Annotated in this window: 4 protein-coding genes; all 4 read left to right on the forward strand. The window is 71.5% G+C overall.

The window, feature by feature from the left end; translation table 11 throughout:
* Positions 1 to 446: 446 nt before the first annotated feature.
* Positions 447 to 1145, forward strand: a complete 699-nt coding sequence (locus JHN63_RS49410) for a type 1 glutamine amidotransferase domain-containing protein (protein WP_200691680.1) — start codon at positions 447 to 449, stop codon at positions 1143 to 1145.
* 215 nt (positions 1146 to 1360) lie between these two features.
* On the forward strand, positions 1361 to 2641 hold the full coding sequence (gene thrS, locus JHN63_RS49415) for a threonine--tRNA ligase (protein ID WP_267953875.1): 1281 nt from the start codon (positions 1361 to 1363) through the stop codon (positions 2639 to 2641).
* Positions 2642 to 2684: 43 nt separating this feature from the next.
* Positions 2685 to 3644: a nucleoside hydrolase gene (locus JHN63_RS49420; protein ID WP_200691682.1), complete on the forward strand. Its 960-nt coding sequence runs from the start codon at positions 2685 to 2687 to the stop codon at positions 3642 to 3644.
* A gap of 58 nt (positions 3645 to 3702) precedes the next feature.
* Entirely contained in the window at positions 3703 to 5214 is a 1512-nt protein-coding gene (locus JHN63_RS49425) for an ATP-binding protein (RefSeq protein WP_200691683.1), read from the forward strand.
* The last annotated feature ends 162 nt before the right edge of the window (positions 5215 to 5376 follow it).

The raw sequence follows: 5376 nt of genomic DNA on the forward strand, positions 1-5376 counted from the left end.
GGTGCGCACGGCCGAGGGGGAGGGCGCGGTCGTCACCTCGTGCAGGATGCCCTCGTTCGCGCAGCCCGCCGTGGTCAGCAGGGTGCCCGCCGACAGTGCCGAGGCGAGCAGCAGGACACGGGCCGGGGAACGGGTCATCGAGGGTCCCTCCTGGGGCGGGCGGAGTGCGGGCATGCGGAGTGCGGGCAGGCTGAGTGCCGGACGCGGAATCGCCGCGTGCTCGCTCCCACGGCACCATCGCCCGCGCCCGCCCACCAGCGCGCCGGGCCGTCCGGGTGACCGTCCCGCTCACCGCGGGCCATCGGACGCCCGATGCCGGGTATGCGATCCGCCATTGGCCGCTCCTCCACGCCCGGCCTACTGTCGAGGAGATCGCCCCCGATCCCCCCGATCCCGGACCCGATCTCCCATCCGACCTCCCCCCCCGATCCCTGGAGACCAGCCCCATGTCGAAGATCCTCTTCGTGCTGACCGGCGCCGATCACCTCACCCTCGCCGACGGCACCCGGCACCCCACCGGCTACTGGGCCGAGGAGGTCGTCACCCCGTACGAGGCCGTCAAGGCGGCCGGTCACGAGGTCGTCGTCGCCACGCCCGGCGGTGTCGTGCCGCCCGTGGACCGGGGCAGCCTGGCCCCCGACTACAACGGCGGCCAGGAGAACGCCGACCGGGTCGCGGAGGTGCTCGCGTCGAGCCCCGAGTTCCGGCACCCGGTCAAGCTCACCGAGGTCGACCTCGCGGACTACGCCGCCGTCTACTACCCCGGCGGCCACGGCCCGATGGAGGACCTCGCCGTGGACGCCGACTCCGGCCGGCTCCTCACCCTGGCCCTCGATTCCGGCAAGCCCCTCGGCGTGGTCTGCCACGGGCCGGCCGCGCTGCTCGCCGCGACCCGGGAGGACGGTACGAACGCCTTCGCCGGGCGGCGGCTCACCGGGTTCACCAACACCGAGGAGACCCAGGGCGGCCTCGCCGACAAGGTCAAGTGGCTGCTCCAGGACCGGCTCGTGGAACTCGGCGCCGAGTTCGTGGAGGGCGAGCCGTGGTCCCCGCTCCTCGTGGTCGACGGCAACCTCGTCACCGGCCAGAACCCGGCCTCCTCCGCACCGGTCGCGGACGAACTCCTCAAGAAGCTCGCGGGCTGAGGCGGCCCGTCCCGTCAGGGCGACGGGAACGGCAACCTGACGTCGGCTACCCGGTTCCCCGACTGAACCCGTCCGGCGGGCCCAAATCCCGTCGCGCGGGCCGCCGTACGACTGCTATGGTCCCCCGCATGAAGCGCGCCCGTGTCTCCATGACGACGACGCCGGAGAGTGTCCCGGCGCGCTGACTGCTGACCCAAGTCGAAGCCCCGGGGCGAATGCCCCGGGGCTTCTTCGTCGCGTGGTGCTCGCCTCTCGGCCCGTTGTCCCGCGAGGAGTTCACCATGTACGACCACCGACGTCTCGGCCGCGAGCTCGGCCTCTTCGACACCGACCCGCTGATGGGCGCGGGACTGCCGTACTGGCTGCCCGACGGTGCGACCGTTCGGCATGGACTGGAGGAGTACGTAAGGGAGTTGGAGCGGGCGGCCGGGTACCGGCACGTCTACTCGCCCGTCCTCGGCAAGCGCGAGCTGTACGAGATCTCCGGGCACTGGTCGCACTACAGCGAGGACATGTTCCCGCCGATGCGACTGGGCGCGGAGGAGGTCGTGTTGCGGCCGAGCCTCTGTCCGCACCATGCCCTCATCTACCGCTCCCGCTCCCACAGCTACCGCGAACTCCCCCTCCGTATCGCCGAGTTGGGCGGCATGTACCGCTCCGAACTCTCCGGTGTGCTCGGCGGACTGACCCGCGTCCGCGCCATCCAGCTCAATGACGCGCACATCTTCTGCACCCTGGACCAGGCCGTCGAGGAGGCCCGCACCGCGCTGGCCCTCATCGCCCGCGCCTACGTCGACCTCGGCATCCGCGCCTCCCGCCACCGGCTGTCCCTGCCGGGGGACGGTGGCAAGTACGTCGCCGATCCGGCCCTTTGGGAGCGGGCCACCGCGCTGCTGAGGGAGGTCCTCGACAGCTCCGGGGTCGCCTACGAGTCCGCCGAGGGCGAGGCCGCCTTCTACGGCCCGAAGATCGACGTCCAGATCGCGGACGCGGCCGGCCGCGAAGCCACCCTCTCCACCGTCCAGATCGACTTCCACCAGCCCGAGCGCTTCGACCTGCACTACATCGGCGCCGACGGCGCGAAACACCGGCCGGTGATGGTGCACCGCAGCGTCATCGGGAGTGTGGAACGGGCGGTGGCGCATCTGGTGGAGGAGCACGGGGGCGCGTTCCCGCCGTGGCTGGCGCCGGTGCAGTTGGTGGTCCTCCCGGTGTCGCAGGCGCAGGAGCCACAGGCGTACGACCTCGTGGCGCGGGCCGTGGAACAGGGCCTGCGCGCCGAGGTGGCCGTCGAGGGCAGCCTCGGCGCCCGGGTGCGGGCGGCGCGACTCGTCCCGTACCAGGCGGTGATCGGTGAACGGGAGGCCGCCGCCGGCCTGGTCGCCGTACGACTGCGGGACGGTCGCCGGGTCGAACCGCTGTCGCCCGACGGACTGCTGCACGGCATCGGCGCGCGGGTCGAGGCGCGCGGCGCCGCGCTGTGGGCGGATGCGTAAGGTCACCAGTGATCCGCCGAACCGTCCCCGAGAGGAGCCTGCCGTGACCGGTCAGCCCATCCCCGTGATCATCGACTGCGACACGGGGGTCGACGACGCCCTGGCGCTGCTGTTCGCCGTCCGGCACCCGGGTCTCGATCTGCGCGCGGTCACCTGTGTCGCGGGCAACACGGACGTCGACCAGGTCGTACGGAACACGTTGATCGTCCTGGACCACGCGGGTGCCGGTGACATCCCGGTCGCGCGCGGTGCGGCCCGGCCGCTGATCGAGCCGGCGCGGTCGGCCGCGCACGTGCACGGGCAGGACGGCATGGGCGACATGGGGCTGCCCGCGTCGACGCGCAGGCCGGTCGACGTGGACGCGGTGACGCTGCTGCGCCGCGAGATCCTGGCCTCGCCGCGCCCGGTCACCCTGATCCCCACCGCGCCGCTGACGAACATCGCGCTGCTGCTGCGGACGTTCCCCGAGGTCACCCGCAACATCGAGCGGATCGTGTTCATGGGCGGCGCGGTGGCGGTCGGGAACGCCACGCCGGTCGCGGAGTTCAACGTGTGGCACGACCCGGAAGCGGCGGCGATCCTGCTCACGGCCGGGGTGCCGATCACGATGTACGGGTTGGACGTCTTCGAGCGGGTGCAGGTACCGGCCGCCGACGTCCAGCGCCTGCGGCAGAGCACGGAACCCCGCCTCAAGCTGGCCGGCGACCTCCTCGCCCACCGCGACCCGGCCGCCTCCGGCGACCCCACCCCCACCGGCGGCCTCGGCGACGCGGGCGCGGTCTGCGCGGTCGCCGACCCCGGCGGCCTCACCACCCGCCTCCTCCCGGTCGAGGTCTCCCTCGCCCCGGGCCCTGGGCGGGGACAGACCATCGTCGACCGCCGCCCGCGGCACGGCGAGTCCGAGATCCACGAGGGGGCACGCGAACAGGCCCTGGTGGACGTGGGGTTGGACGTGGATGTGGAGCGGTACGTGAAGCTGTGGCTGGGGACGGTCGAGGGGTAGCGGGCACAGGTTAGGGATATGCTCCTTAGGGGTGTATCCCTAACCTACGGGAGAGAGTGTGCAGCGACACGCAAGGCCGGACAAGCCGTCACGCCTCTTCGATCGCGGTACCGAATGGGACGCGCTCACCGCCTTCGTGAACCGCCCGCTGCCGCACGCCATGCTCGGCATCGTCAGCGGACGACGGCGCATGGGGAAGACGTATCTCCTGCGGGCGCTCGTCGAGCAGTGCGGGGGGTTCTACTTCGGGGCCACCGCCGGGACCGAGGCCGAGTCGCTCCGGCAGTTCAGCGCAGCCCTGGCCGAGTACCAGGGTTCCCCGGTGCCCTTCTCCTTCGCGACCTGGGACGACGCGATCTCGTATCTCTTCGGGCCGGTCGTCCCAGGGCGAGGGGACAGTCCGTTCCTTGTGGTCATCGACGAGTTTCCCTACCTGGTCAAGGTGGCGCCGGAGCTTCCCTCGCTCATCCAGCGTGCGATCGACCGCTTCCAGGTGGAGGAGAGCGGCATGCGGCTGCTCCTGTGCGGTTCGGCGATGTCCGTGATGGGAGGGCTGCTCGCCAGCACCGCGCCGCTGCGTGGGAGGGCCCAGCTCGAACTCGTCGTGCGCCCCTTCGGATACCGGGCCGCGGCGGATTTCTGGAGTGTGGCCGACGAACCGGCACTTGCCGCACGGTTGCATGCGGTGGTCGGAGGCACTCCCGCGTACCGTCGCCAGTTCCTGGCGGACGACGTTCCCACCGGCCTGGGGGACTTCGACGAGTGGGTGTGCCGTACCGTCCTCTCGCCGTTCAGTCCGCTCTTCCGCGAGGCGCGTTATCTGCTCGCCGAGGAGGCGGACATCCGTGACACCGCGCTGTACCACTCGGTCCTCGCGGCGGTGGCGCAGGGCAACACCACGCGAGGTGGCATCGCCGGCTACATCGGCCGTAAGTCCGTCGACATCTCGCATCCGCTCAACGTCCTTGAGGACAGCCATCTGTTGGCGCGCGAGGCGGACATCTTCCGGGCCGGGAAGTCGCAGTACCGCAGCACCGAACCGCTGATCAACTTCTATGAGGCGGTCATGCGTCCGGCCTGGGCGCGGCTGGAGAGCGGACAGGCGGCGGAGGTCTGGGGCCAGTCGGCGGAGCGCTTCGCGGCACAGGTGGCGGGACCGCATTTCGAGACGGTGTGCCGGGAGTACGTGCTCGGACCCGGGCGGTCCTTGCTGAGTACGTCGTTGGGCGAGGTCGGCGGCGGGGTGGTGGCCGACCCGAAGGAGCGTCGGCAGATCGAGATCGATGTGGCCGTCGTCGAATCGGGGTCCGGTGCGAGCAGACCGGCGGTCACGCTGCTGGGTGAGGCGAAGTGGGGGACCGTCATGGGGGTGAATCATCTGGAACGCCTGAGGCGGGCCAGGGACCTCCTCGCCGGCCGGGGCATGGACACGACGCGGTGCGGGCTGGCCTGCTTCAGCGGCGTCGGCTTCAGCGACGCCCTCCGTGCCGAGGCGCAAGGAGGAGACGTTCTGCTGATCGGCCTCGACGAGTTGTACGGCCGTGCGATGCCGACGGCCCTGCTGCCCTGAACGAACGATCCCCGCCGCTCACGGACCTTGAGGCTGTCGTGAACGGCGGGGTGTCCGCGGGAATGGTCTCTGCTGAGATACGGCGATACGGCTACGAGTGCGAAGCCCGCCGGCGTCGCGTGGCGACGACGATCGCCGCGCGACGCCGGCGGGCTTCGCACT

The organism is Streptomyces sp. MBT65 (assembly GCF_016612545.1).
Lineage (GTDB): Bacteria > Actinomycetota > Actinomycetes > Streptomycetales > Streptomycetaceae > Streptomyces.